At 73.6% G+C, this 25,867-nt stretch carries 28 protein-coding genes; 14 read left to right on the top strand and 14 right to left on the bottom strand.

Going from position 1 to position 25,867, the window contains the following annotated elements; genetic code table 11:
- Positions 1 to 8 precede the first annotated feature (8 nt).
- On the bottom strand, positions 9 to 539 hold the full coding sequence (locus CLT75_RS02585) for a DinB family protein (RefSeq protein WP_135239308.1): 531 nt from the start codon (positions 537 to 539) through the stop codon (positions 9 to 11).
- Positions 540 to 832: 293 nt separating this feature from the next.
- Between CLT75_RS02585 and CLT75_RS02580 the strand changes: the two genes are divergently transcribed.
- Both CLT75_RS02580 and CLT75_RS02575 read left to right on the top strand, forming a co-directional pair.
- On the top strand, positions 833 to 2,179 hold the full coding sequence (locus tag CLT75_RS02580; protein ID WP_135239307.1) for an MFS transporter: 1,347 nt from the start codon (positions 833 to 835) through the stop codon (positions 2,177 to 2,179).
- Between the two features lie 23 nt (positions 2,180 to 2,202).
- On the top strand, positions 2,203 to 2,736 hold the full coding sequence (locus tag CLT75_RS02575; RefSeq protein ID WP_135239306.1) for a GNAT family N-acetyltransferase: 534 nt from the start codon (positions 2,203 to 2,205) through the stop codon (positions 2,734 to 2,736).
- 1 nt (position 2,737) lies between these two features.
- On the opposite strand, the gene CLT75_RS02570 is transcribed toward CLT75_RS02575, so the two are convergent.
- The 5 genes from CLT75_RS02570 to CLT75_RS02550 are packed head-to-tail and all read right to left on the bottom strand — an operon-like array spanning position 2,738 to position 7,305.
- Positions 2,738 to 2,995 carry a UBP-type zinc finger domain-containing protein gene (locus CLT75_RS02570; RefSeq protein WP_135239305.1) on the bottom strand — a complete coding sequence of 86 codons (258 nt, stop codon included), beginning with the start codon at positions 2,993 to 2,995 and terminating at the stop codon, positions 2,738 to 2,740.
- The gene (locus tag CLT75_RS02565) at positions 2,992 to 4,572 is read right to left on the bottom strand and encodes a Na+/H+ antiporter (RefSeq protein WP_135239304.1); all 1,581 of its coding nucleotides are present in this window, start codon (positions 4,570 to 4,572) and stop codon (positions 2,992 to 2,994) included. Before CLT75_RS02565 ends, CLT75_RS02570 begins: the two co-directional genes overlap by 4 nt.
- 37 nt (positions 4,573 to 4,609) lie before the next feature.
- Complete coding sequence (locus CLT75_RS02560; protein WP_486485042.1) at positions 4,610 to 5,584, bottom strand: TIGR03885 family FMN-dependent LLM class oxidoreductase; 975 nt, start codon at positions 5,582 to 5,584, stop codon at positions 4,610 to 4,612.
- Positions 5,585 to 5,616: 32 nt separating this feature from the next.
- Positions 5,617 to 7,029, bottom strand: coding sequence for an NADP-dependent succinic semialdehyde dehydrogenase (locus CLT75_RS02555; protein ID WP_135239302.1), 1,413 nt, complete (start codon positions 7,027 to 7,029; stop codon positions 5,617 to 5,619).
- A gap of 12 nt (positions 7,030 to 7,041) precedes the next feature.
- On the bottom strand, positions 7,042 to 7,305 hold the full coding sequence (locus CLT75_RS02550) for a DUF6343 family protein (RefSeq protein WP_013285356.1): 264 nt from the start codon (positions 7,303 to 7,305) through the stop codon (positions 7,042 to 7,044).
- Positions 7,306 to 7,467: 162 nt separating this feature from the next.
- Here CLT75_RS02550 and CLT75_RS02545 point away from each other — a divergent pair, with 162 nt between their 5' ends.
- Both CLT75_RS02545 and CLT75_RS02540 read left to right on the top strand, forming a co-directional pair.
- Complete coding sequence (locus CLT75_RS02545) at positions 7,468 to 8,061, top strand: antibiotic biosynthesis monooxygenase (RefSeq protein WP_135239301.1); 594 nt, start codon at positions 7,468 to 7,470, stop codon at positions 8,059 to 8,061.
- Positions 8,062 to 8,160: 99 nt separating this feature from the next.
- Complete coding sequence (locus tag CLT75_RS02540; RefSeq protein ID WP_135239300.1) at positions 8,161 to 9,015, top strand: GDSL-type esterase/lipase family protein; 855 nt, start codon at positions 8,161 to 8,163, stop codon at positions 9,013 to 9,015.
- On the opposite strand, the gene CLT75_RS02535 is transcribed toward CLT75_RS02540, so the two are convergent.
- The 3 genes from CLT75_RS02535 to CLT75_RS02530 form a co-directional block, all read right to left on the bottom strand.
- Positions 8,992 to 9,735: an EcsC family protein gene (locus CLT75_RS02535; protein ID WP_135239299.1), complete on the bottom strand. Its 744-nt coding sequence runs from the start codon at positions 9,733 to 9,735 to the stop codon at positions 8,992 to 8,994. The genes CLT75_RS02540 and CLT75_RS02535 overlap by 24 nt on opposite strands.
- A gap of 39 nt (positions 9,736 to 9,774) precedes the next feature.
- Entirely contained in the window at positions 9,775 to 9,921 is a 147-nt protein-coding gene (locus tag CLT75_RS32515) for a hypothetical protein (RefSeq protein WP_166456378.1), read from the bottom strand.
- A gap of 95 nt (positions 9,922 to 10,016) precedes the next feature.
- A complete protein-coding gene (locus CLT75_RS02530; RefSeq protein ID WP_135239298.1) occupies positions 10,017 to 10,868 on the bottom strand; it encodes a peptidase M23 in 852 nt (283 codons plus the stop codon).
- A 392-nt stretch (positions 10,869 to 11,260) separates the two neighbouring features.
- Between CLT75_RS02530 and CLT75_RS02525 the strand changes: the two genes are divergently transcribed.
- Genes CLT75_RS02525 through CLT75_RS02515 form a run of 3 tightly spaced genes read left to right on the top strand, consistent with a single transcriptional unit; the run spans position 11,261 to position 13,356 of the window.
- A complete protein-coding gene (locus tag CLT75_RS02525) occupies positions 11,261 to 12,181 on the top strand; it encodes a proteasome assembly chaperone family protein (protein WP_135239297.1) in 921 nt (306 codons plus the stop codon).
- 37 nt (positions 12,182 to 12,218) lie between these two features.
- Positions 12,219 to 13,016, top strand: a complete 798-nt coding sequence (locus CLT75_RS02520; RefSeq protein WP_135239296.1) for an exodeoxyribonuclease III — start codon at positions 12,219 to 12,221, stop codon at positions 13,014 to 13,016.
- A gap of 25 nt (positions 13,017 to 13,041) precedes the next feature.
- Positions 13,042 to 13,356, top strand: coding sequence for an antibiotic biosynthesis monooxygenase family protein (locus tag CLT75_RS02515; protein ID WP_018784922.1), 315 nt, complete (start codon positions 13,042 to 13,044; stop codon positions 13,354 to 13,356).
- A gap of 135 nt (positions 13,357 to 13,491) precedes the next feature.
- On the opposite strand, the gene CLT75_RS02510 is transcribed toward CLT75_RS02515, so the two are convergent.
- Entirely contained in the window at positions 13,492 to 14,307 is an 816-nt protein-coding gene (locus tag CLT75_RS02510) for a class F sortase (RefSeq protein WP_486485041.1), read from the bottom strand.
- An 8-nt stretch (positions 14,308 to 14,315) separates the two neighbouring features.
- Complete coding sequence (locus CLT75_RS02505; protein WP_135239295.1) at positions 14,316 to 14,894, bottom strand: hypothetical protein; 579 nt, start codon at positions 14,892 to 14,894, stop codon at positions 14,316 to 14,318.
- An 83-nt stretch (positions 14,895 to 14,977) separates the two neighbouring features.
- On the opposite strand from CLT75_RS02505, the gene trmB reads away from it, so the two are divergent.
- Both trmB and CLT75_RS02495 read left to right on the top strand, forming a co-directional pair.
- Positions 14,978 to 15,664 (top strand): tRNA (guanosine(46)-N7)-methyltransferase TrmB, encoded by a 687-nt coding sequence (gene trmB / locus CLT75_RS02500; RefSeq protein ID WP_135239294.1) that lies wholly within the window; start codon positions 14,978 to 14,980, stop codon positions 15,662 to 15,664.
- 47 nt (positions 15,665 to 15,711) lie between these two features.
- Positions 15,712 to 18,216: a DEAD/DEAH box helicase gene (locus CLT75_RS02495; protein WP_135239293.1), complete on the top strand. Its 2,505-nt coding sequence runs from the start codon at positions 15,712 to 15,714 to the stop codon at positions 18,214 to 18,216.
- 67 nt (positions 18,217 to 18,283) lie between these two features.
- Here CLT75_RS02495 and CLT75_RS02490 read toward each other — a convergent pair whose 3' ends face one another.
- Entirely contained in the window at positions 18,284 to 19,927 is a 1,644-nt protein-coding gene (locus tag CLT75_RS02490; RefSeq protein WP_135239292.1) for a peptidase, read from the bottom strand.
- A 186-nt stretch (positions 19,928 to 20,113) separates the two neighbouring features.
- Between CLT75_RS02490 and CLT75_RS02485 the strand changes: the two genes are divergently transcribed.
- The gene (locus CLT75_RS02485) at positions 20,114 to 20,761 is read left to right on the top strand and encodes a hypothetical protein (RefSeq protein ID WP_043325072.1); all 648 of its coding nucleotides are present in this window, start codon (positions 20,114 to 20,116) and stop codon (positions 20,759 to 20,761) included.
- 162 nt (positions 20,762 to 20,923) lie between these two features.
- Here CLT75_RS02485 and CLT75_RS02480 read toward each other — a convergent pair whose 3' ends face one another.
- The gene (locus CLT75_RS02480; RefSeq protein WP_135239291.1) at positions 20,924 to 21,574 is read right to left on the bottom strand and encodes a response regulator transcription factor; all 651 of its coding nucleotides are present in this window, start codon (positions 21,572 to 21,574) and stop codon (positions 20,924 to 20,926) included.
- A gap of 65 nt (positions 21,575 to 21,639) precedes the next feature.
- Between CLT75_RS02480 and CLT75_RS02475 the strand changes: the two genes are divergently transcribed.
- The 4 genes from CLT75_RS02475 to CLT75_RS02460 all read left to right on the top strand — a co-directional run bounded on the left by CLT75_RS02475 (position 21,640) and on the right by CLT75_RS02460 (position 24,859).
- Entirely contained in the window at positions 21,640 to 22,383 is a 744-nt protein-coding gene (locus CLT75_RS02475; RefSeq protein ID WP_135239290.1) for a sensor histidine kinase, read from the top strand.
- Positions 22,384 to 22,398: 15 nt separating this feature from the next.
- Positions 22,399 to 23,268: a manganese catalase gene (locus CLT75_RS02470; RefSeq protein ID WP_135239289.1), complete on the top strand. Its 870-nt coding sequence runs from the start codon at positions 22,399 to 22,401 to the stop codon at positions 23,266 to 23,268.
- Positions 23,269 to 23,331: 63 nt separating this feature from the next.
- Positions 23,332 to 23,523 carry a hypothetical protein gene (locus CLT75_RS02465; RefSeq protein WP_135239288.1) on the top strand — a complete coding sequence of 64 codons (192 nt, stop codon included), beginning with the start codon at positions 23,332 to 23,334 and terminating at the stop codon, positions 23,521 to 23,523.
- A gap of 76 nt (positions 23,524 to 23,599) precedes the next feature.
- Positions 23,600 to 24,859 carry an Nramp family divalent metal transporter gene (locus tag CLT75_RS02460; RefSeq protein WP_135239287.1) on the top strand — a complete coding sequence of 420 codons (1,260 nt, stop codon included), beginning with the start codon at positions 23,600 to 23,602 and terminating at the stop codon, positions 24,857 to 24,859.
- Between the two features lie 58 nt (positions 24,860 to 24,917).
- Here CLT75_RS02460 and CLT75_RS02455 read toward each other — a convergent pair whose 3' ends face one another.
- Positions 24,918 to 25,862, bottom strand: a complete 945-nt coding sequence (locus CLT75_RS02455) for an ABC transporter substrate-binding protein (protein WP_135239286.1) — start codon at positions 25,860 to 25,862, stop codon at positions 24,918 to 24,920.
- Positions 25,863 to 25,867 lie beyond the last annotated feature (5 nt).

Here is a 25,867-nt window from a genome sequence, read left to right as displayed (position 1 = left end):
GGCCCGGCTCAAGCCCCCCGCCCCGCCGCGCGCAGCAGCCGGAGCTGGCCGATCTCGGCCACGTTCTTCATCAGCTCGGCGTTCACCCACGCGGCCAGGTCCGCGACGGTGAGCCCGGCGTCGGCGGGCCAGGGGTACGCGGACGGCCGGTCCAGGCCGGCCTCGGTCAGCCCGTCCAGCGTGTCCGTCCACTCCGACCGCAGCTCCCGCAGCCACGCCACCGTCTCCGCGCCCGGTCCGGGCCAGCGGATGTCGTCGCGTTCCCGCGCCGGCCGCCGCCGCACGTGGTCGGCGGCGACCGACCACCACCAGCCGACGTGCCAGGTCAGCCACGCGATCGTGGGGGCCGGCACCGGATCCGGCTCGGTGTCGGCCCAGTCCGGCCTCCACCCGCCCGCCGGGTCCCGGCGCATGGTCCAGCAGAGCGCGGCCGGCTCCCAGAGGAAGTCCGCCGGCTCCAGCCGGTCGAGGTGGTACTCGGCGAGCGCCCAGGTCAGGTCGAACTGCCGGCGCAGCAGGGCGGTCACGGAGGCGGGCACCGCGCGATCGTGGCACGACCCGCGCCGGCGGTCGACCGGTTAACACGCCCTCCCGGGAGCGGCGTGTCGCCCCGGAACAGAAGAGTTGCCACTCCGGCGTCATGCCTCTCAGGCATATTCATGACTGAGAGGCATGACGTTCAGAAGCTCGTCCCGCAGGAGCTGGCGGCCGCGCGTCACGGGGCTTCTCCCTGCCGAGCCCTCGGTTGTGACGGGCGTCGCCGGTTCCGGGGCACCGCTACCGCCCGGCCCACGTCTAGCGTCGACCGCATGGCGCCGGACGAACCCCGCTGATGGGACGCGTCTCGCCGCTCCCGCCGCCCGGGCCGCTGCGCACGCTCGCGTACGCCACGCTGGTCAACACCGTCGGCGCGGGGCTGTGGCTGGCGGGCGGGGCGCTCTACCTGACCCGGGACGTGGGTCTCTCCGCCACCTCGGTGGGCGCCGGGCTGACCGTCGCCGGACTGGTCGGGCTGACCGCGAGCGTGCCGCTGGGCGCACTGGCGGACAGGTGGGATCCGCGTACGCTCCGGGCCGTCCTCCAGGTGGGTCAGGCGGTCGCCGCGCTGGCGTACCTGCTGGTCGGTTCGTTCCCGGCGTTCCTGGCGGTGGCGGTGCCGGAGGCGCTGCTCGCCGCCGGCAACCTGGCGGTACGGGCGGCGCTCGTCGCGGCGGTGGGCGGCCCGGACGGCCGGGTGCACGCGTTCGCGACGCTGCGCGCGGTGGCGAACCTGGGCATCACCGTCGGTACCGCGCTGGCCGGGATCGCGCTCGCGGTGGACACGCACCGGGCCTACCAGGTGCTCGTGGTCGGCAACGCGGCCAGCTACCTGCTCTCGGCGGCGCTGCTGCTGCGCCTGCCACCGCAGCCCGTCGCCGCCACGCGGCCGGCCGACGCGGCGCACGGGTCAGCCGGCCCGCACGGGTCAACCGGTACGCGGGGAACAGCCGACCCGGGCCGGGTCGCTGCGTCGGGGGCGACAGACGGACCGCTGACGACCACCGGCACGCGACGGGGGCCGCTGCGGGACGGGCGGTTCCTCGCGGTGAGCGGCGCGTCGGCGGTGCTCAGCACGCACGTGACGGTGCTCGTGCTCGTCGTGCCGCTGTGGACTGTGGACCGGGCCGGCGCGCCGCCACCCGTGGTGTCGGCGGTGCTGCTGGCGAACACGGTCCTCACCGTGCTGCTCGCGGTCCGGCTGAGCCGGGGCGCCGAGCGGGCCACGCCGGCCGCGCGGAAGCTGCGCCGGGCCGGGCTCGTGCTCGCGGCGGCCACACCGTTGTACGCGGCGACGGCCGCCCTGCCGGTGCTCCCGGCGGTCGCCCTGCTGCTCGTCGCGACCGCGGTGTGGACGGTGGGCGACCTGTGGCACGGTGCGGCCGGCGCGGGCCTCGCCTACGACCTGGCCCCACCCGGCGCGATCGGCGCCTACCAGGGCGCGGACGGCCTGCTCGCCGGGCTGGCCCAGGCGCTCGGCCGGGGCCTGCTCACGCTGCTGGTGCTCGGTGGCGGGCCGCTCGGCTGGCTGGTGCTCGGCGGGATCCTCGCCGCCGCCGGGCTGGCCACCCCGGCGCTGGCCGGGCGGGCGATCGCGAACCGGCGGGCACCGGAGACCCGGCCCGCCGGTGTGCCGGGGTGAGCCGCGTGTAGCAGCATGGCGGAATGACCGACCGGCAGAGCATCACGATCCGCCCGGGTGGACCCGGCGACGCGCCCACGCTGCTGCGGCTGCTCGACAGCGCCACCGCCTGGCTGACCGAACTGGGGCGTACCGACCAGTGGGGCACCGAGCCGGCGTCGATCGACCCGCGCCGCATCGCCCAGGCAGAGGCGTGGGCCGCCGGGGACGGCCTGTACCTCGCCGAGATCGACGCGACGGTGGCGGGCGCGCTGGTGGTGGGCGCGGCGACCGAGTACGTGCCGCCCGCCACCGAGCCGGAGCTGTACGTGAACCTGCTGGTCACCGACCGGGCGTACGCGGGGCGCGGGGTCGGGGCGCGGCTGCTGGCGTACGCGGCGGAGCTGGCCCGCGAATGCGGCGTCGGCCTGCTGCGGGTGGACTGCTTCCGCAGCCCCGACCGGGCGCTCGTGCGGTTCTACGAGCGCTGCGGGTTCACCGCCACCGAACCGTTCACGGTGGAACGGCCGGGCCGCCCGACGTGGACCGGGCAGGTGCTGGAGCGCCGGGTCGGCTGAGTCAGCCGATCTCCTCGTCCACGAAGCACCAGCGCCACGACTCCCCCGGCTGGACCGACCGCATCACCGGGTGCCCGGTGGACTCGAAGTGCTTCGTGGCGTGCTGGTACGGCGACGAGTCGCAGCAGCCCACGTGCCCGCAGTCCAGGCAGGCGCGCAGGTGCACCCAGTCCGGGTTGCCGATGGCCACGCAGTCCGGGCACTCGGTCGTGGTGCCGGGCTCGGCGGTGCCCGCCTCGGCCAGGTGCTGGCAGCTCATTCGACGACCTCCTGTCGCAGCATGGACTCCTCCAGATCCAGATCACGGTAGGCGCGGGTGAGCACCTCCTCCGGGATCTGGCCGGAGTCGCGGGCGGCCCGGAACACCTCCCGCTCCGCGTCGATCATCTCCTGCCGCAGGCGGGCGTACGCCTGGGAGGGGGTCTCCCGTTCGGTGCCGCCCAGCCGCTCCCAGGCCAGGTTGGCCCGGGAGGTGGTCAGCCCGCGCAGGCGTTCCACCACCGCCTCCGGCGCGCCCTCGGCCAGCTCGTCGAGACGTTCCCGGGCGGCCCGGCTGGCCCGCTGCTGCACCCCGGCGGCGGACAGCGCGTCCTGCACCGGGTCGTCCGGGGGCAGCCGCAGCCGCCGGGCCACCCAGGGCAGCGTGGCGCCCTGCCCGACCAGCGTCGCGACGATCACCGCGAAGGCGAGCCAGATGAGCAGCGCACGCGGGTACGGCGCGTCGTCGGCGAGCGTGAGCGGCAGGCCCAGCGCGGCGGCGAGCGTCACCACGCCCCGCATGCCGGCCCAGCCGATGACGACGGGGAACTGCACCGGCGGCGCCGGGTCGCGCTGCCGGATCCGGGGCACCAGCCGGGCCAGGTAGGTGGCCGGGAACACCCAGACGAACCGGGACAGGAAGACGGCGGCCAGCACCGCGGCGGTGATCGCGGCCAGCGAGCCGAACGGCTCGTCGAGGTCGCGGACCACCTCCGGCAGTTGCAGGCCGACCAGTAGGAACACCAGTCCTTCGAGGAGGAACCGGATCAGCCGCCAGAACGCGGTCACCTGCAGCCGGGAGGCGGCAGACAGCAGCGTGGGCAGCTTGTGCCCGATGCCGAGGCCGGTCACCACCACCGCGACGACGCCGGAGGCGTGGATCTCCTCGGCGGCGAAGACCACGGCGAACGGCACGATCAGCGATAGCGCGTTGTCCAGCACCGGGTCGGTGATGCGCTTGTGCAGGTAGCCGAAGACCACCACGCCCAGCAGGCCGACCAGGATGCCGCCGCCGGCCGCGACGACCACCTCGCGGGCCACGTCGCCGACGCCGACGCCGCCGGTGGTGGCGGTCGCGGCGACGATCGCCACCCGCAGCAGCACCAGCGCGGTGGCGTCGTTGACGAGGCTCTCGCCCTCCAGGATGGTGACGACCCGCCGGGGCAGGCCGACCCGCCGGGCCACCGCCGTGGCGGCGACCGCGTCCGGCGGCGCCACCACCGCGCCGAGCGCCAGGCAGATCGCGTACGGCAGCTCGGGCAGGAACCAGTGCACGACGGTGCCCACCGCGAACGCGGTGAAGACGACCAGCCCGACGGCGAGCAGCAGGATCGGCCGCAGGTTGAGCCGGAACGCCGGCACCGACGTCTCCAGCGCCGCCACGTAGAGCAGCGGCGGCAGGATGCCCACCAGCACCAGGTCCGGGTCCAGCCGCACGTGCGGGAAGAACGGCAGGTAGGACAGCGCGAGGCCGAGCACCACCAGCAGGATCGGCGCGAGCAGGCCGAGCCGGCGGGCCAGCGCCGCACCGAAGGTCGCGATGGCCAGGAAGACCACGACCTCGAACAGAGCATCCACGAACGACGAGCCTAAGCGCCGACGGGGTGCTGTGTGATCAGGCGGCGGAGCGCAACTTCGGCAGCACCTCGGCGCCGAACGTGTCGATGAACGCGCGCTGCTCCTGCCCGACGTGGTGCAGCGCGATCCGGTCGAAGCCCAGCGCCACGTACTCCTCCAGCCAGCCGATGTGCCGGCCCAGGTCGGCGGAGACGTTCACGGTCTCGGCGACCTTGGACATCGGCACGTCGGCGCTCGCCACGTCGAAGTGCTCGGGGGTCTCCAGGTCCCAGCAGACCGGCGGCGCGAACACGTTGCTGCGCCACTGCTCGTACGCGATCGCCTCGGCCTGCTCCTGCTCGGGCGCCCAGCTCACGTGCACCTGGAGGTGCAGCGGGCCGCGTCCGCCCGCGTCCCGGTAGGCGTCGATCATCCGCCGCAGGTGCTCGACCGGCGCGTTGACGGTGATCAGCCCGTCGGCCCACTCGGCGCACCAGCGCGCGGTGGCGACACTGACGGCGGCGCCGACGAGCGCGGGCGGCTCCTCCGGCCGGGTCCACAGCTTCGCCCGGTCGACGGTGACGAGGCCGTCGTGGCTGACCTCCTCGCCTGCGAGCAGCGCCCGGATCACGTCGACGCACTCGCGCAGCCGGGCGGTACGGATGTCCTTGCGCGGCCAGACGTCGCCGGTGATGTGCTCGTTGGACGCCTCGCCGGTGCCCAGCGCGGCCCAGAACCGGCCCGGGTACATGGCGCCGAGCGTGCCGATGGCCTGCGCGATGATCGCCGGGTGGTAGCGCTGGCCGGGCGCGTTCACCACGCCGAAGGACAGGTTCGTGGCCTGGAGCGCGGCACCGAGCCAGGACCAGGCGAACCCGGACTGGCCCTGCCGCTCGCTCCACGGCGAGAAGTGGTCGGAGCACATGGCCGCGTCGAAGCCGGCGCGCTCGGCGTGGATCACCGCCTCCAGCAGCCGGGCCGGGTGGATCTGCTCGTGGGATGCGTGGAAGCCGAACGCCGTCATGGTGGGCACTCCTACCCGTGACGGCGTCCGGCCAATCGCGTCTACTCGGAGTGCGCGCCGGCGCCCGCGCCGGCCTCGCCCTCGCCGATCCACACGGTCTTGGTGTTGCAGAACTCGCGCATGCCGGCGGCGGACAGCTCGCGGCCGTACCCCGAGTTCTTCACACCGCCGAACGGCAGCTCCGGATAGGACGTGGTCATGCCGTTGATGAACACGTTGCCGGCGTCCAGGTCGACGGCGAAGCGCTCCTGCTCGGCCGGGTCGTTGGTCCAGGCGTTGGAGCCGAGGCCGAAGCTGGTGCCGTTGGCGACAGCGATCGCCTCGTCGTACGAGCCGACCCGGTAGAGCCCGGCGACCGGCCCGAACACCTCCTCGGACCACATCCGCATCTCCGGGCGCAGGTCGGTGACCACCGTCGGCGGGTAGTACCAGCCGCCCCCGGCCGGCTTCTCGCCGCCGCAGAGCACCGTCGCGCCCTGGTCCACCGCGTCGGTGACCTGGGCGTGCACCTCGTCGCGACCGCGCTCGCTGGCCAGCGGGCCGACGTCGGTGCCGTCGTCCATCGGGTCGCCGACCCGCAGCGCCGCCATCCGGGCGGCGAACTTCTCCGCGAACGCGTCGAACACGTCGGTGTGCACGATGAACCGCTTCGCGGCGATGCAGGACTGCCCGTTGTTCTGGCAGCGGGCCGTCGTGGCGACCTCGGCGGCGGTGTCCAGGTCGGCCGAGGGCATCACCACGAACGGGTCGCTGCCGCCCAGCTCCAGCACCGTCTTCTTGATCTCCCGGCCGGCGATCTGGGCGATGGACCGGCCGGCCGGCTCGCTGCCGGTGAGCGTGGCGGCGCGCACGCGGGGATCGCTGAGGATCCGGTCGACCGCGTCGGAGCCGACCAGCAGCGTGGTGAACGCGCCCTCGGGGAACCCGGCCCGGCGGAACAGGTCCTCCAGGTAGAGCGCGGTCTGCGGCACGTTCGAGGCGTGCTTGAGCAGGCCGGTGTTGCCCGCCATCAGGGCCGGGGCGGCGAACCGCATCACCTGCCACAGCGGGAAGTTCCACGGCATCACCGCGAGCACCGGGCCGATCGGCTGGTAGCGCACGTACGCCCGCTTCGCCTTGACCGCGGCGGCGTCGGCCGGCTCGTCCGCGAGCATCCGGGGCGCGTTGTCGGCGTAGAAGCGGCAGGCGGTGGCGCACTTGGTGACCTCCGCCTTCGCGGCGGCGTACGTCTTGCCCATCTCGGTGGTCATCAGCCGGGCCGTCTCGTCACGCTCGGCGTCGAGCAGGTCGGCGGCGGCGAGGAGCCACCGGGCCCGCTGCGCGATCGTGGTGTCACGCAACTGCCGGAAGGCGAGGTCGGCCCGCTCGATCGCGGCGTCGATCTGCTCGTCCGACATCGCCTCGTACGTCTTGAGCACCTGTCCGGTGGCGGGATTGGTGGTGGCGATGGGCATCTCGTACTCCTGTCACTCGAACAGCGAGTGCCGCACGCCCGGCTCCTCCCGGCGGCGCGCGGCGCGGCGGCGCTGGATCACGACCAGGTCGACCACCGCCACCACGGCGAGAAGCGCGCAGACGACACCCAGCCAGGCGATGTCCGCGGCGAACGCGAGCACCGCGAAGACGGTCATCACGACCAGACCGAACGTGGCGAGCGCGAGCCGCAGGTTCAGGGCGCTGTTCGCGTGGCCGACCGTGCCGCGGGCACGGCGGGGCTGTGATCGGGTCATTCCTGGGGCCTACCCCGGCACGGGCGGGGATAACCGGCCGGCGCGGGAACGCCGGTGATCCGGGACACCCGGCGGGCAGGCGCCGGATGCGCCCGGACAGCGGGTGCGTTACATCGGTGCGCCGGTACCGGCGGAGATCCCGCGGACGGTGGAGAGGATGGCATGACCACGACGCAGGCCGTACCCGTGACCGTCGCCGTGTCCCGGCGCGCCGACCCGGCGCGTACCGACGAGGTGGTGGCGTGGATGCGGGCCGGGACGGCGCTCGCGGAGAGCTTCCCCGGCTTCCTCGGCGCCGGTTTCGTCCGCAGCGCCCCCGGTTCGGGCGAGTGGCACGTGATGTACCGCTTCGCCGACGCGGACACGCTGCGCGACTGGGAGGACTCGCCGCAGCGGCGCTGGTGGCTCGGCTCGGCGCAGGGCATCGTCGAGCACACCCGGGTCGAGCGGCGTACCGGCATCGAGGGCTGGTTCGACCCGCCGGTGGACCACGTGGTCGAGACGTTCGGCGAGCCGGAGCCGGCCGCGCCGCCGCGCTGGAAGCAGGCCGTCACGATCTGGCTGGCGTTCTTCCCGCTCAGCCTGGCCGCCACGCTGCTGACCACCCGGTTCCTCGCCGGCGTGCCGCTGGCCGGCCGGACGCTGCTCATGACGCTCGTGCTCACCCCGCTGATGACCTACCTGGTGCTGCCCCGGATCACCCGGGCGCTGCACCGGTGGCTGCACGGCCGGCCTGCGCCGACACGACAGATGTGAACGACAGTGGTCGATGCCTGATAGCCGACAGAACCGCCACCGGGACCCCGCCGGGGCATAGGGTCGACGCGCCCGTTGCCGCCGCCGGACGGGGGACCGATGAGACGCTGGATCGCCGCGCTGGCCTGCCTGGCGGCGCTCGTCGCGCTCGCCTGTGACGGCTCCGGCGAGGCGTCACCCCGGCCCTCCGGCACACCCGCCCCCGGCGAACCCCGGGTGCTGGTCGCGCTCGGCGACTCGGTCAGCACCGGCTACGGCTCCTGCCTGGTGCTGGTGAGCTGCGAACGCAACTCCTGGTCGACCGGGGACGGCCTGCGGGTGGAGAGCCTCTACCGGCGGCTGCGCGCCGACGCGCCGGGGCTGCGGGCGTACAACCGGGCCGTGCCCGGGGCCCGCGCGGCCGCGCTGACCGGCCAGGCCCGGTCGGCGGTACGCGACAAGGCCGACCTGGTCACCGTGCTGATCGGCGCGAACGACGCCTGCCGGGGCGACGTCGACGACATGACGCCGGTCGCCACCTTCCGTGACCAGGTCGACGCGGCGCTGGGCGTGCTGCGCGACGGCCGGCCGAAGGCCCGGGTGCTGGTGGTCAGCATCCCGGACCTGTACCGGCTCTGGCAGATCGGGCACACCGAGCCCCGCGCCGTGCGGGCCTGGTCGCGGGGCGTCTGCCCGTCGCTGCTCGCAGGCGCCACGTCGACCGCACCCGCCCCAGTGGCCCGCCGGGCCCGCGTCCGGGACCGGATCGAGGCGTACGACGGGCAACTGCGCGCCGCCTGCCGGGCGTACGGGTCACGCTGCCGGTGGGACGGCGGCGCGGTGCACCGCCACCGCTTCGACCTGGACCAGGTCAACGCGCTCGACTGGTTCCACCCGAACGCGACCGGGCAGGGCCGGCTGGCCGAGGTGGCCTGGAACGCCTCCCGCTGGTCAGGGCTGACGCGGGCCGGGTAGCTGCCGGGGACCGGCGGCGCGGTAGAGGGCACGCGTACGGTCGGCCAGTTCCTTAGTGGCCGACGAGTTGGCCCAGGTGCCGAGCACGATCGCGGCGCCCGGCACGACCTTGGCGAACATCCGCTTGGCGGCACGCACCCCGGCCATCCGGGCCAGCCGTACCCCGAGCTGGAGCATCACCCGGCCCAGCGCCCGGTCACCGGCGGAGCCGAACAGCGCACCGGCCCGCTCCCGGCCGGCGGCCACGCCCAGCGCGAGGCGGGCCGTCTCGGCGACCTTGTGCACCCGCTGGAGCACCAGCAGGTCGGTGGCCCGGTCCGGGTGGGCCGGGTCGACGCCGTAGGCGGCCGCGACGTGCAGCACCAGCCGGGCCTGGGTCCAGGCCAGCACGCCCACGTCGATCACCGCGCCGGGCAGCCCGGCCGCGCCGGACACCGCACCGGAGAGCCGGGCGTGGTTGACGAACTTGCGGACCGCCTGGTCGGCCAAGTGCTCCGGCGGGGCGTCCGGCCGCAGCGCCCGCTCCCGGGCGGCCCACTGCGCGGCCTCCGGGCCGAGCCGGCGCACGGCCTCCAGGGCCAGGTGCTCCGGCGCGTACTGCGGGTCCTCCCGCATCCGGTCCCACAGCTTGGCCGGTGGCGCCTCGGGCACCTCCACCGGCGGGACGGGGGCGGTGGGGACGGCGTTGGGCTCCCCGTCGACGGGGGCGGGGTCGGTCACGAAGGGCTCCGGAGGCTCGTGCGGCGGGGGTGACGCGGGTCAGCGCCGGCGCGACTGCAGCCGGGTCGCGATCTGCCGCAGCCGGGCCTGGTTCTCCGGCTTCGACATCTCACGCCGGCCGCGGTCGACCAGTTGCTGGCCCCGCGGCGACCGCAGGAAGGCGGTGATCCGTTGCATCAGCGACATGAGGGTCCTCCCGTCCCGCGGTCCCCTTCATGTGTACCTGGGACCGGCAAGCCCTCTGATACCCGAATCAGCCCTTCCGCAACCACCCGTCCGGGTCAGCCCAGGATCTCGGCCACCACCTCGCCGGCGCGCCACTCGTGCTGGGCGTACGCGTCCGGGAACGCCGAGATCTGCACGGCCTGGGCGGCCACCGAGAGCGGCAGGCTCTGCCAGCCGGGGATCTCGGCCAGCGCGGACAGGAACGCCTTCGTCGCGTACTCCGGGTCCATCAGCTGCTCGACGGTGCCCCAGCCGCTGCTCGGGCGCTGCTGAAACAGCCCGACCGAGTCGTGGTCCCAGCCGATCGCCTGGTGCGGGTAGTTCTGCGACTCGGGCAGCACGCCGCTGGCGTAGTTGAGCAGGGTGCTCTCCTGCATGGCGGTCGCCACCGCGATGACCAGGGCGCGGCGCGGCATGCCCATCTCCTTGCCGGCCTGCACGATCTTCTTGGCGTTGTTCATCTGGGTGCGGTCCAGGCCGGCGACCGGGACGATCTGCCGGACCGTCTTCTTCGGTGTGGCCTTGGCCGTGGGGGTCGCCTTCGGGCTCGCCGTCGCGGACGGGGTGGCGCTGGGGCTGGCGGGGGCGGTGCTCGGCCGGGTCATGGCCCGGGAGGCCGGGTCGACCTCCGCGCGCTCGGCGACCTCCGCCGAGGGCGCCGGGGCGGCGGCGCGGTCCGGAGCGCCGAAGCCGGCCTGGCTGACACCGACCAGGCCGAGGCAGCAGGCCGCGCCGGTGGCGACCGCCAGCTTCGTCCGGCCGGGCCGGGGGTTCATGGGTGCCCAGAAGCGGGTACGCCGGAAGAGTCCCTGGAGCATCGTCGAACGGTTGGTGGAGGGGGTATCGTCCGAACGGTCAGCCGGGCGGCCGGAGCCGAACGGGTCGTCGAGGTTGCCGTCGTTACGCATCCGACGAGGCTAGGCGGGGCAAACCGGGATCACCCAGGCCGAAAGGGTGGCCCTCGCCACACTTTGGCCGTTCCGAAGCGGACGGCCCGCCCCAGCGCGGGCCGGCGGACCACGGACCTCGGGAACCGGACCAATCACCCGGGCGACGGCGCGCGCGGCGGCGCGGGCAGGAACGCCGCAGACCTCCCGGTCCCGCCCGATGATCGACTAACTCGTCCGTTCGGACGATCCGGATATGGGTCGCCGGACCGGGGCGTAGCCGAATCGTGATCATCATCCGGGCATCGGACGTGGCCGTAACGGAATGGACCACCCACCCCGGTACGTTTGCCGAACCGGGGAGTCCGCGCGCTCGGCGCTCCCCCGCACGCGTCGACAGGGAGGACCCACCGGTGCTCGATCCACACGAGCTCTACGAACTCACCGACGAGCTGCCCGAGCTCGGCCAGCCGGTGCTGATCCAGGCGCTCACCGGCTTCGTCGACGCCGGCAACGCCACCCGGCTGGCCCGGGAACAGCTGCTCACCTCGCTCGACGCCCAGGTCGTCGCCCGCTTCGACGTGGACCAGGTCTTCGACTACCGCTCCCGCCGCCCGGTGATGACGTTCGTCGAGGACCACTGGGAGTCCTACGACGCCCCGGCGCTGGAGCTGCACCTGCTGCGCGACGACGACGAGACCCCGTTCCTGCTGCTCACCGGCCCCGAGCCGGACCTGCAGTGGGAGCGTTTCGTGGCCGCCGTCGCCGGGCTCAGCGCCCGCCTCGACGTCCGGCTCACCGTCGGGCTCAACTCGATCCCGATGGCGGTGCCGCACACCCGGCCCAGCGGCGTCACCGCGCACGCCACCCGCAAGGAACTGATCGCCGGGCACGAGCCGTGGCTGCAGAAGGTGCAGGTGCCGGCCGGCGTCGGTCACCTGCTGGAGTACCGCCTCGGCGAGCAGGGGCGCGACGCCCTCGGCTTCGCCGCGCACGTGCCGCACTACGTGGCCCAGGCCGAGTACCCGGCCGCCGCCGAGGCGCTGCTGTCCGCGGTGTCCCGCAGCACCGGCCTGCTGCTGCCGGTGGAGGCGCTGCGGACCGCCGCCGAGGCGGTCCGGGTGGAGATCGACCGCCAGGTCACCCAGACCGAGGAGGCGGCGACGCTGGTCCAGGCGCTGGAGGAGCAGTACGACGCGTTCGCCCGCGGCCGGGGCGAGAAGAGCCTGCTCGCCGGCGAGACCGGGCCGCTGCCCACCGCCGACGAACTCGGCGCCGAGCTGGAACGCTTCCTCGCCGAGCAGACCCGCCCCGGCGACACCCCGGAGCGCTGACCGGGCGGGGCGGGCGGCGATGCGGCAGGCTGGGGACATGCGCCTGGCGACCTGGAACGTCAACTCGGTGAAGGCCCGCCTGCCCCGGCTGCTCGACTGGCTGGCCACCACGAAACCCGACGTCGTGTGCCTGCAGGAGACCAAGTGCCCCGACGGGGCGTTCCCGGTCGCCGAGGTGGGCGAGCTGGGCTACGAGGTGGCCAGCCACAGCGACGGGCGGTGGAACGGCGTCGCCGTGCTGTCCCGGGTCGGGCTGGCCGACGTGGCCGTCGGCTTCCCGGGCGAACCCGGGTTCCCCGATCCCGAGGCCCGCGCCATCTCGGCCACCTGCGACGGGTTGCGGGTCTGGTCGGTGTACGTACCCAACGGCCGCGCGCCGGACGACCCGCACTACGCGTACAAGCTGGCCTGGTTCGCGGCGCTGCGCGACGCCCTGGAACCGGAGGTGGCCGGCGCGCTGCCGGTGGCCGTCTGCGGGGACTTCAACGTGGCGCCCACCGACGCCGACGTCTGGGACCCGGCGCTGTTCGTCACCTCCACCCACGTCACCCCGGCCGAGCGGACCGCCCTCGCCGCGCTGCGTGACCTGGGACTGGAGGACGTGGTGCCGACGCCGATGAAGGGGCCGCACCCGTTCACGTACTGGGACTACCGGGCCGGGATGTTCCACCAGAACAAGGGCATGCGGATCGACCTCGTGTACGCGAGCGCGTCGTTCGCCCGGGCGGTCCGCTCCGCGTACGTGGACCGGGAGGCCCGCAAGGGCAAGGGCCCGTCCGACCACGCCCCGATCGTGGTCGACGCGGACCTGGCACCGGTCGTCGAGACGTTCTGAGCGCGGCGCTGGTTAGGGTGGACACATGGCTGTCGTGAAGATCAACGCGATCGACGTCCCGTCCGGCGCCGGCGAGGAGCTGGAGAAGCGGTTCGCGGCCCGGGCCGGCGCGGTGGAGAACTCCCCCGGCTTCCTCGGCTTCGAGCTGCTGCGCCCGGTCGCCGGGGACACCCGCTACTTCGTGTACACGCGCTGGGAGAGCGAGGAGGCCTATCAGGCGTGGGCGCAGGGCCCGTCCCGGGCCGCGCACGCCGAGGGCGGCGAACCCCGCAAGCCGGTCGCCACCGGCGCCACCCTGCTGGAGTTCGAGGTGGTCCAGCAGGTCCCCGCCAAGCCCTGACCCACCCTCTCCCGCCCCGGCCCGCCCCCGGCTCTCCCCGTCGATCATGAAGTTGACGGCGCTCCGCGTCCGTTTTGTCGCCGCCAACCTCATGATCGCCGGAGTGAGGGCGGGAGCGAGAGCGGTGGGTAGCGGTCAGCTCGCCAGGGATGCGAAGACGATCACGTTGTCCTGGTAGCCGGTACGGCCGCCGACCCACTCGCCGCCGCAGGTGATCAGCCGCAGCTCGGCCGGACCCGAGTCGCCGTAGACCCGGGCGGCCGGCAGGTTCGACTTGTCGAAGTACTCGACGCTGTCCACCTTGAAGGTCACCACGCTGCGGTCCGCGCGGGTCACCTGGATCCGCGCGCCGGATTTGAGCGAGCGCAGCCGGTAGAACACGGCCGGACCGCTCTTGGTGTCGACGTGACCCACGATGATCGCCCGGCCCGGGTCGCCGGGCACCGATCCCCTGTCGTACCAGCCGGTCTGGTCGTGCTCGGTCAGCGGCGGTACGTCCACCGAGCCGTCCTTCGCCTGCCCGACCGGGGTCACCGGCGCGTTGACCTTGATGGCGGGCACGGCCAGGCGTACCGGCCGGCTCGCCGGCTTCCGGGCCGGGGCGGCGGCACTCGCCGGGGCCACCGCGCCCGACCCGTTCGACCGGCTCGACTCGGTCGACGCGTCGGCGAAGTCGAACGGACCGGCCGTGCGCCCGAGCCCGGCCCCGGTGGCGAACACCCCGACCAGCACCAGCACCACCGCCAGCGGCTTCGACCAGGGACCCCGGCCCCGGTCCCGCCCACCCGACGACGCCGGCGGCTCGACCGGCGGCGGGCCTGCAGGCCCCGGGCGCAGGGCCGGCGGATCGGCCGAGGGCGGATACCAGGGTCGCGACGCGGCGGGCGGCGGCATCCACGGCCGCGACCCGCGCCGGGCTCCGGCGGGCGGCGGAACGAAGTGCTCGGCCATGACCGGCCTCAGCGTCCGGCGGCGCCGCGGGCCTGCCGGCGGGACGCGGCCACGCCGAGCCCGGCGCCGACCACTGTCACCGCCAGCCCCACCGGCACCAGCAGGCCGCCGAGCCCGGAGCCGGCGGTGCCGCCGAATCCGGTCGCCGGACCGCGGCTGGGCAGATGGCTCGGCTGGGGCGGTTGCCGGGTGGGCTGGCCCTGCTTGACCACCTGGAGCATGGTGGAGGCGGTCTCCCCGCCCGGGCACTCCAGCTTGACGCGGTAGTTGCCGGGCCGGGTGCGCTCGTGGACCATCGGCGAGGCGGTGAGCAGGCCGCGCTGCGGCTGCACCTGGATCTTGCCGAACGCGTCCGAGGTGACGATCGCCGGCACGGTGTTGTTCCGGCAGCTCGCCCGGATGCCGACGAGGTAGCCGGGCGAGACGGTGCCCGGGGTGACCTCCACGAAGATCACGTCGGCCGGGGGCTGTTCCGGCACCGGTTCGGCGGCGCGCGGCGCGGCCTGGGCGGACAGCGCGCCGACCAGCGGGGCGGCGCACGCGGCGACCGCGACCAGCAGCGCCTCACGTACCCTGAACGACCCCATGACCCCTCCCGGCGTACGGGATGAATCCTCTCACCCCCGGCCGCACATCACATCCGATCCGGGTCGCGTAGGCTCGGGTCGCTGTGACCCTCCCCGACATCGCCGCCGGCCGCATCCGTACCTTCCATCCGCGTCGCGGACGGCTGAGCGAGCGGCAGCGCGACGCGCTCACCCGGCTCTGGCCCGCGTACGGCCTCGAGATCGCCGCCCTCGACGGGCCGTGCGATCCGACGACGCTGTTCGGACGACGGGCGCCGCTGGTGCTGGAGATCGGCTCCGGCATGGGCGACGCCACCGCCGCCATGGCGGCGGCCGACCGGGACCGACACTATCTGGCGGTCGAGGTCCATACGCCGGGAATCGCCAACCTGCTCGACCTGGTGGAACGCCACGGTCTGGACAACGTCCGGGTGGCCGAGGGCGACGCGCTGGACCTGGTCCGGGCCATGCCGGAGGGCTGCCTGGACGCCGTGCACGTCTTCTTCCCCGACCCGTGGCCGAAGACCCGGCACCACAAGCGGCGGATCATCGCGCCGGCGCACGTGGCGCTGCTGCGGTCCCGGCTGGCGCCGGGCGGCACGCTGCACTGCGCGACCGACTGGGCCGAGTACGCCGAGTCGATGCGCGAGACGCTCACCGCCGACCCGGAGCTGGTCGACGTGTACGGCGGCTACGCGCCCCGTCCGGCGCACCGCCCGGTGACGAAGTTCGAGCGGCGCGCGCTGACCGCGGGCCGGGAGGTCTTCGACCTGATCCACCGGCGGCGCTGAACCCGGTTGGCGCGGCGTGGTGTGATCCAGGCACGATGGGAGCCGCCATGACTCTCACCGCCGCGCTGCCGAAGACCGCCGATCCCGACACCCTCTACGACGCGTTCGCCTCCTGGGCGTCCGAGCGCGGCCTGGACCTCTATCCCCATCAGGAGGAGGCGGTCATCGAGATCGTCTCCGGCGCGAACGTGATCATGAATACGCCGACCGGCTCGGGCAAGAGCCTGGTGGCGATCGCGGCGCACTTCGCGGCGCTGGCCGACGACCGGACGACCTTCTACACCGCGCCGATCAAGGCGCTCGTCTCGGAGAAGTTCTTCGCGCTCTGCGAGGTCTTCGGCGCGGAGAACGTCGGCATGCTCACCGGCGACGCCAGCGTCAACGCGGACGCGCCGATCATCTGCTGCACCGCGGAGATCCTGGCCAACCTGGCGCTGCGCGAGGGCCGCCGCGCCGACGTCGGCCAGGTGATCATGGACGAGTTCCACTTCTACGCCGAGCCGGACCGCGGCTGGGCGTGGCAGGTGCCGCTGATCGAGCTGCCGCAGGCCCAGTTCGTGCTGATGTCCGCCACGCTCGGCGACACCACCCGCTTCGTCGACGACCTGGCCCGGCGCACCGGGCGGCCGACCGCCGTCGTCCGCTCGGCCGAGCGGCCGGTCCCGCTCCTCTTCTCGTACGCGACCACGCCGCTGCACGAGACGCTCGAGGAACTGCTGGAGACCAAGCAGGCCCCGGTGTACGTCGTGCACTTCACTCAGGCCGCCGCGCTGGAACGCGCCCAGGCGCTGATGAGCGTGAACGTCTGCACCCGTGCCGAGAAGGACATGATCGCCCAGGCGATCGGCAACTTCCGGTTCACCTCCGGCTTCGGCAAGACGCTGTCCCGGCTGGTCCGCCACGGCATCGGCGTGCACCACGCCGGCATGCTCCCGAAGTACCGCCGCCTGGTCGAGACGCTCGCCCAGGCCGGCCTGCTCAAGGTCATCTGCGGTACGGACACGCTCGGCGTCGGCATCAACGTGCCGATCCGTACCGTGCTGTTCACCGGCCTGAGCAAGTACGACGGCACCCGCACCCGGCTGCTCAAGGCCCGCGAGTTCCACCAGATCGCCGGCCGGGCCGGGCGCGCCGGGTTCGACACGCTGGGCCGGGTCGTGGTGCAGGCCCCCGAGCACGTGATCGAGAACGAGAAGGCGCTCGCGAAGGCCGGTGACGACCCGAAGAAGCGCCGCAAGGTGGTGAAGAAGAAGCCGCCGGAGGGCTCCATCGGCTGGGGCGAGCCGACGTTCCAGCGCCTCGTCGAGGCCGAGCCGGAACCGCTCACCTCCAGCTTCCAGGTCAGCCACTCGATGCTGCTCAACGTGATCGGCCGCCCCGGCGACGCGTTCGCCTCGATGCGGCACCTGCTCACCGACAACCACGAGGACCCGGCCGCGCAGCGCCGGCACATCCGCCGGGCCATCGCCATCTACCGGGCGCTGTGCGCGGGCGGCGTGGTCGAGGAGCTGCCCGAGCCGGACGAGACCGGCCGCCGGGTACGCCTCACCGTCGACCTCCAGCTCGACTTCGCGCTCAACCAGCCGCTGTCACCGCTGGCGCTGGCCACCGTCGAACTGCTCGACCGGGAGTCCCCGTCGTACGCACTCGACGTGCTCAGCGTGATCGAGTCGATCCTCGACGACCCCCGCCAGGTGCTGTCCGCGCAGCAGTTCAAGGCCCGCGGCGAGGCGGTCGCCGCGATGAAGGCAGAGGGCATCGAGTACGAGGCACGCCTCGAACTGCTCGACGAGGTGACCTGGCCCAAGCCGCTCGCCGAGCTGCTGGAGTCCGCGTACGAGATGTACCGGCAGGGCCACCCGTGGGTGGCAGACCACCAGCTCTCCCCCAAGTCGGTGGTCCGCGACATGTACGAGCGGGCCATGACGTTCCCCGAGTACGTCCAGTTCTACGGGCTGTCCCGCTCCGAGGGGCTGGTGCTGCGGTATCTCGCCGACGCGTACAAGACGCTGCGGCAGACCGTCCCCGAGGACGCGAAGACCGAGGAACTGGTCGACCTCATCGAGTGGCTGGGCGAGCTGGTCCGCCAGGTCGACTCCAGCCTGATCGACGAGTGGGAGCGGCTGCGCAACCCGTCGGACGTGGCCGAGGTGGCCGCCTCGCTGGACGACCGGCCGCCGGCGGTGACGCGCAACGCGCGGGCGTTCCGGGTGCTGGTGCGCAACGCGATGTTCCGGCGCGTCGAGCTGGCCGCGTTGCGGCGCTGGGACCTGCTCGGCGAGCTGGACGCGGGCGACGGCTGGAACGCCGACGCCTGGGCCGACGCGCTGGAGCCGTACTTCGAGACGTACGACGCGATCGGGGTGGGGCCGGACGCGCGCGGGCCGGCGCTGCTGATGATCGAGCAGGGCCGCGAGAGGTGGACCGTACGGCAGATCCTGGACGACCCGGACGGCGACCACGACTGGGGCATCAGCGCCGAGATCGACCTGGCCGCCTCGGACGAGATCGGCGCGGCGGCGGTCCGGATCACCGACGTCGGTCAGTTGTAGCGGCGTCCGGCTGACGGACGCCGCGGGGGCGGAACCGGTCCGGTTCCGCCCCCGCGATCGGGTCCGGTCAGTCGCGCGGGGCCTGGAACGCCACGCGACGACGACGGAACACGACGAACAGGACCGCGCCGGCCGCGAGCACGGCGGCGCCGACACCGGCGAGCGTGGCCGCCGGCGCGCCGGTGATCGGCAGGCCGCCGCCGGTGCCACCGCTGCCGTCGCCGGAGCCACCAGCGCCCGGGCCGCCGTTGCCGACGGCGACGACGATGCGAGCGGTGTTGTTCGCCGGCTTCGACTCGGTCGAGGACGTGGCGCCGTCGACCACGATCGTGCCGTCGGCACCCGGCGTCGACTTGATCTTCAGTCGGACGGTGGACTTGATCCGGCCGTAGCCGGAGGCGACGCTGGGGAACTCGCTCTCGAAGTTGCACCGCAGCTTCGCCGACTCGGGCAGCGTCTTGCCCGGCTGGCCGTCGGTGTAGCACCACTCGCTGGGCAGCAGGACGGTGCCGCTCGGCGCGGTGATGAGGACACCAGGGCCGCCGCCGTCGGACGGGCCGTGGTTGACGACCTCGTAGGTGAGGTCGACGGTCTGGCCGACCGCCCCCTTCACCGGCGCGGCGGTGACGGCGACGTCGAGGCTGTTCTTCTTGCTCCAGAACCGGAAGTCGGCGTAGTTGTCCGACTCGTCGAGCTCGCGCTCCACGACGGACTTGCGGGCCTGGCCCGCCTTGACCGCCTTGGCGTGGAGCTTCTCGGCGGCGGTGGCGAACGACGGGCCGCTGCCCTTGGTCGCCGCGGCCTTCTTCGCCGCCTCCGCCTCACCGGCCAGCGCGGTGCTGAACAGGGCGTAGTTCTCGTCCGGGCCCGGCAGGTTGCGGCCGAACGTGATGTTGAACAGCGACTCGCCCGTCTCGTCGTCGAACAGCAGCAGCCCCTCGCCGGGCTTGAGCGTCAGCGGCACCGTGCAGGTGACCTGGCTCGGCCCGTAGACGTACGGCGGACCGCTGGCCTTCGGGTAGTAGCCGACGTAGGTGCAGTCGCTGTACCGCTCGACGAAGGTGGCACCGGTGGGCAGGTCGACCCGGACGGTGAAGTCGGTCGCCGGGCTGTCGCCCTCGTTGAGCACACCGCTGTAGAGCGGGACCCGGTCGCCCTCACCGACCGGCTTGGACTTGTCGTTCAGGTCGTCGGCGGCGGCGACCAGATCGGGGCCCGAGGCGCGGATCGTAACCGGGAAGCTGATCGTGTTGTCGCCGGGGTTGGCGTCGTCCTGCGCGCCGGCGATGGTCACGCCGACCGAACCGGCGTCACCGGGGGCCGCACCGGTGCGGCTGGCCAGCGAGAGCGGGTAGATGACATCGGTCTGGCCGGCCACCAGGCCACCGATGGTGCAGGTGACCTTCCCCGCCGCGAGCTTGCAGGAGTCGTTCCAGTCCGGCACCGAGGCGACCACGTCGGACGACAGCTTGCCCAGGTCGAGCGTGACGGTCACCGCCGTCGCGTCGGCCTGGCCGTAGTTGTAGACGTACATCCCGATCGTGGTGCCACTGTTGTCGATCTCCGCGACGGGGTCGCTGGTGAAGGACACGAACAGGTCGGGCAGTTCGTCGGCGGCGTGCGCCGGGGTCGACGGGGCGAAGAGCGCGGTCGTGGCCAGCAGCGCCGCGGTGGCGGCGAGGCGGGGCCATCGGGCCGTGAGGGATCGCATGGGTACTCCGGAAGAGAGGTGTGGAAGAACCGCACTCTAGGGGACGGATCGATCGCGCGGTGTCCCGTCCGGATCGGCGGGCCGTCGGCGAACGGATCGACAATGCCCCTTTCGCACCCTGGGCGATGTCAGACCCGTCGATTAGAATGTATGTACTAATCGAGCTGCTGACCTGGGAGGATGCTCGTGACTGCGCCCACCTCCGCGACCCCTGTCACCCCCTACGCCACCCTCCTCGGATTCACCCGGTACGTCGACCGCACCGGCCCCACGAAAGCCACCTTCGTCGGCGGTCTGCGCCGGCAGCGGGCCAGCCGGCACGGCTTCAACCCGCACGGCCAGTTCGTCAAGGCGCTCAAGGCCGACGTCGCCTTCCACACCGGCGGCACCCACCTCGCGCAGGTCGCCGACCTGGTCAAGCCGCGCTGGCGTCCGCTCTACGAGGCGCTCGTGCCGGGCGCGACCCGCTGGCTGCAGTCGCTCGGCGAGCCGGCCGGCGTCGACCTGGCCCAGACCCGCGACGCCCTGGCGATGCTGGGCGACCTGCCCGTGAAGATCAACCCGCAGTTCGGCGTCCGGTACGCCGACGGCCGGGCCGAGGCGATCCGGCTGCACTTCGACGAGGCGCCGCCGAGCGAGGAGGCCACGCTCGCCACGCTGCACCTGATGGCCCGGCACATGGACGCGGTGCTGCCGCACGCCGAGCCGGTCCTGGTCGACGTGCGTCGCGGCGAGGCGCACCGGATGCCCGCCGACGTGAAGCCCGAGCAGATCGAGCAGTGGCTGGCCGGTGAGGCGGCCGCGTTCCGCGCCATCTGGTCCACCGCCGCCTGACCGACCGCCGCGACCCCGTCCGGCGAACCGAAGCACCACCCGACCGAACGGCCGTCCCGCTCCCCCGGGGCGGCCGTTCGCCGTGCCGGGCCACCCGCCGGAGAGGGTCGCTGCCGGGTCGGCGCCTCACCCGCCGGAGAGGATCACGGCCGGTCGGCCGCCTCACCTGTCGGGGCGCTCGTCCAGCAGGCCGGCCCGCCCGGCCAGCGCGGCGGCCTCCACCCGGTTGCTCACCCGCAGCTTGCGCAGCAGGGCGGCGGTCATCCGCTTCACCGTCCGCTCCGAGGCGTGCATCCGCTCGGCGATCGTCACCGCGCCCTCGCCGGTCGCTATCGCCCGCAGCAGCCGGCGTTCCTCGTCGTCGAGGTTGAGTCCGGGTGACCGGGCGGGCCCGACCAGCCGCCGCAGCAGCGCGCCCGGCATCACCGCCCAGCCGTCCAGCACGGCCAGCAGCGGCGGCAGCAGATCCTCGGGCTCGCTGGTCTTGGGCAGGTAACCCTCGGCGCCGCACCGCAGCGCCTCCACCGCCGGCGCCGGATCGTCCGAGCCGGACATGGCGAGGATGCGGACCCGCGGGCTGGTGCGGCGGATGGCGGCGATCGCCCGGGGGCCGCCGGGCGGTGGCATGTGCAGGTCCACGAGCGCGAGATCGGGTACGCACCGGGCGACGAGCGCGGCGGCGCCGGCGGCGTCGGTGGTGGAGCCGACGACCCGGGCCCGGCCGCCGGCGGTGGCGGACAGCAGCAGTTCCAGCCCTCGGACGAACAGCGGATGGTCGTCCACCACCGCGAGCCGGACGCTGCCGTCGCCCATGTCTGCTTTCCTCCTCCGGGACCAGGTTAGTGGCATATGCGAGTAACCGTCGGGAACAACCCGGCATGGCTGTGGAGTCCATGACCTCGTGGGGACACCCGGACGACCCGGACGAGTCGCTGCCGATCCGGGTGCTCTGCCACGAGCTGCGCACCCCGGTGCGGGCGCTGACCGCGCTCACCCGGGCGCTCGCCGAGCAGCCGTCACTGACCACGCCGGACCGGCGGGCCATCGCCGCGCTGGCGCACGAGCACGCCGTACACCTGGGGGCGCTGCTGGACGACCTGGGTGGGCGCGAGTTCCGGGACGACCCGGACGGGCCGCGCCGCCGCCCGCTGGCCCAGGTCGTCGGTCCGGCGGTGGCCGCCGCGGGCGACCGGCTGCGCACCCGGATCGGCCGTGCCGCCGCCGGCCTGCCCGTGCCCGAGCAGCACGTCCGGCAGATCCTCGCCAACCTGGTGGACAACGCGCGGCGCCACGGCCCGGCCGGCGGGGAGATCGTCGTCCGCGCCGCGACGCGCGGGCCCACGCTGACGCTGTCCGTGGTCGACCGGGGCGGACCGTGCCCCGCGCTGCGCGCGGCGCTGGCCCGGCCCGTCCCCTCGGCAGGCGGGCACGGCCTCGGGCTGTGGATCGTGCGCGGGCTCGCCGAGGTGTACGGGGGGACGGTGCGCGCCCGCCGTCCTCGCGGCGGCGGGCTGGCCGTGGACGTCCGGCTGCCGGTGCCGGTGCGGCCTGTCCCGTCCGGGACACGGGTCGGCCCCGGCGGGCCGCCGCAGCGGGCACCCGGGAGCGGACCGCACCGGTGAGCCGGAGGAGGCGCGATGTTCACGCACATGAAGGGCCTGCAGTTCGAGGCCAAGCCGGACGGGCCGGACGCCGCGTTCGCCCGCCGCCTCCAGGAGGTCCTCGGCGGCAAGTGGGGTGAGATGACGGTCGCCAACCAGTACCTGTTCCAGGGCTGGAACTGCCGGCTGCCCGGCAAGTACAAGGATCTGCTGCTCGACGTGGGCACCGAGGAGATGGGCCACGTCGAGATGATCGCCACGATGATCACCCGGCTGCTGGAGAACGCGCCGCTGTCGCTGGACGAGGCCGCCGAGGCGAACCCGATGGTCGGCGCGATCTACGGCGGGTCCAACCCGGCGCACTTCATCCACGGTGGCGGCGGCGCCCTGGCGGTCGACAGCTCGGGCGTGCCGTGGAACGGCAACTTCATCACCGCCAGCGGCAACCTGATGGCCGACTTCCAGCTGAACGTCACCGCCGAGGCCCAGGGCCGGCTCCAGGTGGCACGCCTGTTCCACATGACCGACGACCCCGGCGTCAAGCAGATGCTGCGCTTCCTGCTGGCCCGCGACACCATGCACCAGAACATGTGGATGGCGGCCGTCGAGCAGCTCAAGGAGGACGGCCTGGAGGAGATGCCGGTGCCGGACGCCTTCCCCGACTCGCCCGGGTTCACCGAGGAGTTCAGCTACGCGTACCTGGACTTCTCCCCCGGCCGGGACGCGGCCGAGGGCCGGTGGGCGTCCGGTCCGGCGCCGGACGGCAAGGGCGAGTTCCGCTTCGACGGCAGCCCGCGCGCGCACGCCCCCGAGCCGGTGCTCGCCCCCGGTGACCCGCGCCTGTACGGCACCAACCCGGGGATGGCCGGCACCGTCGCCACCACCGTGGCGAACACGTTCACCTGACCTCGCCCGCGCCGGGCCGCCCGGCGTATCCGTCCTCCGCGCCGCACCCGTCCGGGAGTCGTCATGTCCCCGTCCAACCGCACCAGGACGACCGTCCTCGCCCTGCTCACGCTCGCCGCGGTGGGCGCCGGCCTGGCCCTGCCCGCCGTCGCCGCGCTCGCCGCCCTCACCGCGCTTGTCCCGTTCGCGGACGTGCTGGAGCGCGGCCCGGCGCCGGCCGCCCGTCCGTCGACCGCCCGGCACGAGCCCGCCTGACCCCGTCCCTGCCGCCGCCCCGCCGTTCGCCGTCAGCCGCCCGTCGTCAGTCGTCCGTCGTCGTCGAGGAGCAACAGTGGTAACAAACGACTCGCCTGTCGTACCGCCGCTACGGACCGCCCGCGCCCCGCGCCCGGTACGCGGCCGCCTCATCCTGCTCGGGCCCGCGTTCGTGGCGGCGGTCGCCTACGTCGACCCCGGCAACTTCGCCACCAACTCCACCGCCGGCGCCCGGTACGGGTATCTCCTGGTCTGGGTGGTCGTGGCGGCGAACCTGGCCGCCATGCTGGTGCAGACGCTCACCGCCAAGCTCGGCCTGGCCACCGGGCGCAGCCTGCCCGAACTGTGCCGGGAACACCTGCCCCGGCCACTCAACCGGGTCATGTGGGCGCAGGCCGAACTGGTCGCCATGGCCACCGACCTGGCCGAGGTGATCGGCGGGGCGGTCGCGCTGTACCTGCTGCTCGGCGTCCCGCTGCTGCCCGGCGGCCTGATCATCGGCGCCGCCTCGTTCGCCATCCTGGCGCTGCGGGCCAGGGGCTTCCGGACGTTCGAGATCGCCATCGCGGTGCTGCTCGGCGTGATCGTGCTGGCGTTCGCGGTCAACCTGGTCAGCGCGCAACCGGACGTGTCCGACGCCGCGGCCGGGCTGCTGCCCCGGATGCAGGGCACCGACAGCATGCTGCTCGCCGCCGGCATCCTCGGCGCGACGGTGATGCCGCACGTCATCTACGTGCACTCGGCACTGACGCCGAACCGCCTGCCCGCCGAGGGCGAGGCGCAGCGGCGGCTGATCGCCAAGGGCCTGCGAATCGACGTGCTGATCGCGCTGGGCGTCGCCGGGGCGGTCAACCTGGCCATGCTGCTGGTCGCCGCTAGTAGCTTCCACGGCACGTCGATCCCCGGCACCGACACCCTCGAAGGCGTGCACGCCGGGCTCGCGGCCACGCTCGGCACGGCGGCGGCGGTCGGCTTCGCGGTCGCCCTGCTCCTGTCCGGCCTCGCCTCCACGAGCGTCGGCACGTACGCCGGCGAGATCATCATGCAGGGCTTCCTGCGCCGCCGGATCCCGCTGCTGGTCCGCCGGATGATCACGCTGCTGCCCGCGCTGGCGGTGCTCGCGATCGGCGTCGACCCGACCCGCGCGCTGGTGCTGTCCCAGGTGGTGCTGAGCTTCGGCATCCCGTTCGCGCTGATCCCGGTGGTGATGTTCACGCGCCGCCGGGACCTGATGGGCAGCCTGGTCAACCGCAGGGCCACCACCGCCGCCGCGGTGGCGATCACGGCGTTCGTGGTGGCGCTCAACGCGTTCCTGCTCTGGCAACTGGCGGCCTGAGAACACACCCGCGCCCGTCCGGCCCGGTGGGGCTGGACGGGCGCGGGTGATTCGGGGCTCAGGCGGCCAGGTACTTCTCCAGGTCGTCCAGGATCTTGTTGGCGGCGCCCACGCCGATGCCGGTCATCCAGATCTCGTCGGAGACCACGTGCGCCTTGCCGGCCTTGACCGCGGACAGGCCCTTCCACAGCGTGCCGCCGGTGACCTTGGCCTGCTCGGCGGCGGCCTTCTCGCCGTACGCGGTCACGAACACCACGTCGCCGTCGGCCTCGGCGATGCGCTCCGGGCTGACCCGGTCCATCCGCTTGTCCTCCTTGCCGGCGAGCATCTGCCGCTCGGGGCGGCCCAGGCCGGTGTCGCCGACGACGATGCCGGAGAACGAGTCCGGCCCGTACAGGCGGATCTCGGTCGGCATGAAGCGCACGATGGAGACCTTGCGGGACGAGGCGTCGCCGAGCTTCGCGCCGAAGTCCTTGGCCCGCTTCTCGTACTCGGCCAGCAGGTCCTTGGCCTGCTGCTCCTTGCCCAGCGCCGCGCCGTCGAGGAGGAAGTTCTCCTTCCAGGTGATGCCCACCTTCTCGGTGAACACGGTCGGGGCGATCTTGGACAGCTCGTCGTAGAACTTCTCCTGGCGGAACTTGCTGCCCAGGATCAGGTCCGGGTTGAGCGCGTTGATCGCCTCCAGGTCCGGCTCGGTGAGCACGCCGACCTCGGTGATGCCGGCGAGCTTGTCCGCGCCGAAGTAGGTGGGCCAGCTCTTCGCCTCACCGGCGGTCGCCGCGCCGACCGGGGTGACGCCCAGCGACAGCGCGGTGTCGATCTTGTCGGTGTCGAGCACGACCACGCGCTTGGGCTCGGCGGGCACCTTCGTGGTGCCCATGGCGTGGGTGATCTCCCGGGTCTCCCCGGTGCCGGTGCCGGCGACGGGGTCGCTCTCCCCGCATGCGGTGAGGCCGACGCCGAGAGCGAGGGCGGCGGTGAGTGCGACGGCGAGACGACGCATCAGGT

This window comes from Micromonospora sp. CNZ285, from assembly GCF_004637285.1.
Note: the sequence above shows the minus strand (reverse complement) of the source record. Positions and strands in the feature narration are given on the sequence as shown.

Coding starts and splice junctions, on each gene's coding strand:
- CLT75_RS02470 (WP_135239289.1), top strand. CDS start 22,399: ATGTTCACGCACATGAAGGGCCTGCAGTTCGAGGCCAAGCCGGACGGG.
- CLT75_RS02540 (WP_135239300.1), top strand. CDS start 8,161: ATGAGACGCTGGATCGCCGCGCTGGCCTGCCTGGCGGCGCTCGTCGCG.
- CLT75_RS02480 (WP_135239291.1), bottom strand. CDS start 21,574: ATGGGCGACGGCAGCGTCCGGCTCGCGGTGGTGGACGACCATCCGCTG.
- CLT75_RS02455 (WP_135239286.1), bottom strand. CDS start 25,862: ATGCGTCGTCTCGCCGTCGCACTCACCGCCGCCCTCGCTCTCGGCGTC.
- CLT75_RS02465 (WP_135239288.1), top strand. CDS start 23,332: ATGTCCCCGTCCAACCGCACCAGGACGACCGTCCTCGCCCTGCTCACG.
- CLT75_RS02570 (WP_135239305.1), bottom strand. CDS start 2,995: ATGAGCTGCCAGCACCTGGCCGAGGCGGGCACCGCCGAGCCCGGCACC.
- CLT75_RS02505 (WP_135239295.1), bottom strand. CDS start 14,894: ATGGGGTCGTTCAGGGTACGTGAGGCGCTGCTGGTCGCGGTCGCCGCG.
- CLT75_RS02520 (WP_135239296.1), top strand. CDS start 12,219: ATGCGCCTGGCGACCTGGAACGTCAACTCGGTGAAGGCCCGCCTGCCC.
- CLT75_RS02555 (WP_135239302.1), bottom strand. CDS start 7,029: ATGCCCATCGCCACCACCAATCCCGCCACCGGACAGGTGCTCAAGACG.
- CLT75_RS02515 (WP_018784922.1), top strand. CDS start 13,042: ATGGCTGTCGTGAAGATCAACGCGATCGACGTCCCGTCCGGCGCCGGC.
- CLT75_RS02550 (WP_013285356.1), bottom strand. CDS start 7,305: ATGACCCGATCACAGCCCCGCCGTGCCCGCGGCACGGTCGGCCACGCG.
- CLT75_RS02490 (WP_135239292.1), bottom strand. CDS start 19,927: ATGCGATCCCTCACGGCCCGATGGCCCCGCCTCGCCGCCACCGCGGCG.
- CLT75_RS02530 (WP_135239298.1), bottom strand. CDS start 10,868: ATGCGTAACGACGGCAACCTCGACGACCCGTTCGGCTCCGGCCGCCCG.
- CLT75_RS02545 (WP_135239301.1), top strand. CDS start 7,468: ATGACCACGACGCAGGCCGTACCCGTGACCGTCGCCGTGTCCCGGCGC.
- CLT75_RS32515 (WP_166456378.1), bottom strand. CDS start 9,921: ATGTCGCTGATGCAACGGATCACCGCCTTCCTGCGGTCGCCGCGGGGC.
- CLT75_RS02580 (WP_135239307.1), top strand. CDS start 833: ATGGGACGCGTCTCGCCGCTCCCGCCGCCCGGGCCGCTGCGCACGCTC.
- CLT75_RS02510 (WP_486485041.1), bottom strand. CDS start 14,307: ATGGCCGAGCACTTCGTTCCGCCGCCCGCCGGAGCCCGGCGCGGGTCG.
- CLT75_RS02475 (WP_135239290.1), top strand. CDS start 21,640: ATGGCTGTGGAGTCCATGACCTCGTGGGGACACCCGGACGACCCGGAC.
- CLT75_RS02575 (WP_135239306.1), top strand. CDS start 2,203: ATGACCGACCGGCAGAGCATCACGATCCGCCCGGGTGGACCCGGCGAC.
- CLT75_RS02495 (WP_135239293.1), top strand. CDS start 15,712: ATGACTCTCACCGCCGCGCTGCCGAAGACCGCCGATCCCGACACCCTC.